Below are 3425 nucleotides of genomic sequence, written 5' to 3'. Positions count from 1 at the left end.
CAGCAGATGCTGCACGACCAGAACGGAGAGTGGCGCAAGTCGCTTGTCAGCGGAGGAGTGACGGTGGGAGCCGCGATGCTGCTCGGCCCGGCGGCGGGTGTCGTGGCCGCCACCGCCGTTCCGCTGTCATGGAGTCCGCCAGGTCCGCGGTAAGTACCGCATACGGAAACCACGCGATGGAATATTTGAAGGACCACGGACACACGAACGCCCCAGCGGTACTTGCTGCTGTGCAGGACGTCGAGAAGATCGGCGAGCGGGCGGTCACCCAGCCCATTTTGAACTATGCGCAGACCGCCGGTATGAGCAACAAGGGGGTCATCGATCTCATCAATGAGGTCGAACAGTCCTACCTGGCTGGCAAAACGGCCATCTCGAACAATGAAAAGGTATCTTCGTGAGGTCTGTGATCCGGATTGCCTGGTGCGGGGCGATAGCAGCGCTGGCAGTGTCGACTGGTTGTTCGGGCGAGCAGTCTCTGGGTGAGCAGTACCCAACGCAGTGGAAGACCTGCAACGCACTGTTCGGTGCCAAGAACATGGAGTCTCTGCGGGATATCCTTGATTCCGATGACCTCAAGTTCTCCAACAAGGCTCTTTCCGTCGACCGGCTCGCGAGGGGCCTGACGCAAGAAGCGACCGAGCCCTACGACGAAATTAAGGGTTTTGAGGAGTACGACGCCTGTAGACTCTCGGGTAACGGCCGCTTTTCTGCGACGGTGCGGTGGGCCGCAGACTCCCTGAAGGCCGTGCAGACCTACACTGAGCGCTGGCACCGAGCCGCCGCGGACGTCTACGTAGCCGACACGTCCGGCGTGGGCGGGGATGTCGACCTCGTTTTCCGCTGTGAGATCAAGGGCGCGGTCGGGCAACAGGCGCAGGTGCTTCTCGAAGCCAGGGTCAACGCGCCGGATTCCCCAAGAGTCTCGGAGGAGTTCCACCAGCAGTTGGCCGTCAAACTGGCTCGCACGCTGGCGGACGAGCTCGCATGCGCCAACGAGCCGGATATTCCCGATGACTTGTGGCTCGGCGAGTGAGGCGGCCCCGTCCGCTCGGCTCGCCGACCGGATCGAGGACGGGTAACTCGGCCTTGTGGAGCGGCTTCAGCCGTGCTCGGGATGTTCTGACTGCCAATGCTCTGGAGCACAGCGACAGCCGCGTCGTCACGGTCTCCATGGCGCTCATCGCCGCCCACCAGTAACTTGGCGCACTGATCGAGCTGGTGTGGGACACCTCAACGTCCACAGAGACCGCTGGCTGCGGGAGTTCATCGGCACCCACGGCTGGATCACCTGCTACTTCCTGCCGACCTACGCACCGACCTCAACTCTGTCGACGGCATCTGGTCACTGCTGCGACGCAGCAACCAGGCCGACACTGCCTTCACCGACCCCGCCCCCACCTCATGAGCGCGCTCTGGCACGGTCTCCGCAAGATCCAGTACCGCAGCAACCTCATCGACGGATGCCCGCGCTTCCATCATGGCTGAGGGGAACCGCTCTGGCACCGATTCGCGGTCCTGCTGCCCAGGCGGCTGATGCTCCACCCGGTTGCGACGCCGTCGCGCCGTCTCTTGCTTCCGTCCTGCTCCTGGCCCATGTCCACAACATCAAGAGGATTCCGGCGAGCGGCCGTTGTCGAAGACGACCCCGCGCTCGCCCACGCTCACCGGGACATTGACCCACCGGGCCTTTCCGTCGACGAACGAGGCGTGCTGGCAGCGGTGACCGGTGTCTTGGCCGTATGCGACGAGTTCGAGGTCCGGCATCTCTCCGCAGCGGAGGTGCTTGCTGACCCGGTTGTACTCTCTCCAGAACTCGCCGTATACAGACTTTGCCATCAGTACGGCCTGGCCCGCGTTGGTGATTTCGTATGGTTTCAAGTCACCGGTCGGCTCGTCGAAACGGATGGACCAGGGGACCTTCACGCCGTTGTAGGTGACGGTGCACCGTGTGGTCACGCCCGGCTCCTCGCTCACCTTGCCGCCCTCGCACGCAGCGCTGGTCTTCCCCGGTATCCCGGCCATGGCCACCGTTTGTTTACGCATCGTCCACAGCACCCGTTCGGTGAACGGGGCCTCGTCGGTGGGTTCAGGCGGCAGAGCACCGAGCAGCGTCTTCACCGTCAGGAGCCCAGGCTCGGCCGAGGTGATCGCGACGGGGAGTTCCTTGCCGCTCTTCGGCGGCGCGGTGTCCGCAGCGCGGGAGGTGTTGTCATTCGATCCCGACCCGCCGCAGCCCGCGGTGATGAGAGCAATCATGGCTATGCCCAGGAGAGTCCTACCGATGCCCATGCAGCCTAACTTTAGCCAGACGCGCGGCCGTCGAACTGTTCGCTGTTAACAACTTCGGCATGCTCCGGCGCTGTACCGAACGCCGGCGAACGGCCATCCCACACACCCCACCCCACCCAGTGAGTCTTTCCCAGTAGTGGATCGCGACGCTGTGTGATCGTTCAGATGACGCGGCCGTACTCAAGCTGGAGCAGGACGAGGGCTGCGGCGGCGATCTTGGTTATCCGGCTGGGGTCGAGGCTGACCCTGCGCAGGGCTTTGAAGGTGGTTTTGAGCAGGGAGTTGGCGCGTTCGCACACGCCGTGGATGCCTCGGATGACCTTGTTGTAGGTCTGCTGGGCCTCGGTCAGTTCACCTCCTGCGGGCTTCTTGACGGGGTGGCGGAAGCCGGGGCCGGCGTTCTCGTAGCCGAGGTCGACCAGGGTCGGCATGCCCAGTTCGGCGGCGATGCGGTCCAGGGCGTCGGTCAGGCCGTGGTGGCGGGCGCAGGTGGTGTCGTGCTCACGGCCGGGCCGTACTGGCGAGACCCAGATCGGCCAGCCGTCCGGGGTGGCGATGACCTGCACGTTTCCTCCGTGGTGCTTGTGTTTTCCGGACCACCACAGGTCCGCGCCGTTGGGACCGGGGGCGGCAACGCGGTCGGTGCGGATGACGGTGCCGTCAAGGTTCAGATGCGTCAGTCCGGCCGCTTTCGCGCGCTCCAGCGCGGTCGCAAGGTCCGGGGCTCCGGCGGCCAGAACGGTCAGTCCTTCGTGGAGGTACCGGTAAGCGGTGGAGGTCGACAGACCGTTGTCGCGGGCGAGTTGGGACAGACGGGTGCCGTCGAGGAACCAGCGCAGGATCACTACCGACTGCTTGAAACAGCTCAGCGCACGCCGCCCCCTGCGGGTCTTGACCGCGGTCCGGTGGTCGCGCAGCAGCTGGGCCAGGTGCTCGGCGGTAGACCGCTTCACATCGAGCACGGCGGTATATGTGACACTGATCGGCACGTGAGGCCCCTTGTTCAGAACTTTCCTTCGCAAGATCGTTCCTACCAGGGGCCTTACGCCTGCCCGGAGTTGGGGATGCCACGGACCCGCGGTGCCAGCATCGCGATCACAGCGAGCAACCACCGCTTACCGGGAAAGACTCAG

The 3425-nt window shown here is 64.5% G+C and carries 4 protein-coding genes; 2 read left to right on the top strand and 2 right to left on the bottom strand.

What is annotated here, in order from left to right:
* The first annotated feature begins 176 nt into the window (after positions 1 to 176).
* Both I8N67_RS41100 and I8N67_RS41095 read left to right on the top strand, forming a co-directional pair.
* The gene (locus tag I8N67_RS41100; RefSeq protein ID WP_200309417.1) at positions 177 to 401 is read left to right on the top strand and encodes a hypothetical protein; all 225 of its coding nucleotides are present in this window, start codon (positions 177 to 179) and stop codon (positions 399 to 401) included.
* Positions 398 to 1036 carry a hypothetical protein gene (locus tag I8N67_RS41095; RefSeq protein WP_200309416.1) on the top strand — a complete coding sequence of 213 codons (639 nt, stop codon included), beginning with the start codon at positions 398 to 400 and terminating at the stop codon, positions 1034 to 1036. Before I8N67_RS41100 ends, I8N67_RS41095 begins: the two co-directional genes overlap by 4 nt.
* A gap of 572 nt (positions 1037 to 1608) precedes the next feature.
* On the opposite strand, the gene I8N67_RS41090 is transcribed toward I8N67_RS41095, so the two are convergent.
* Positions 1609 to 2292 (bottom strand): hypothetical protein, encoded by a 684-nt coding sequence (locus I8N67_RS41090; protein WP_200309415.1) that lies wholly within the window; start codon positions 2290 to 2292, stop codon positions 1609 to 1611.
* Positions 2293 to 2453: 161 nt separating this feature from the next.
* Entirely contained in the window at positions 2454 to 3275 is an 822-nt protein-coding gene (locus tag I8N67_RS41085) for an HARBI1 family protein (RefSeq protein WP_372443918.1), read from the bottom strand.
* Between the last annotated feature and the right edge of the window lie 150 nt (positions 3276 to 3425).

It is taken from the genome of Streptomyces adelaidensis, assembly GCF_016598475.1.
Lineage (GTDB): Bacteria > Actinomycetota > Actinomycetes > Streptomycetales > Streptomycetaceae > Streptomyces > Streptomyces adelaidensis.
Note: the sequence above shows the minus strand (reverse complement) of the source record. Positions and strands in the feature narration are given on the sequence as shown.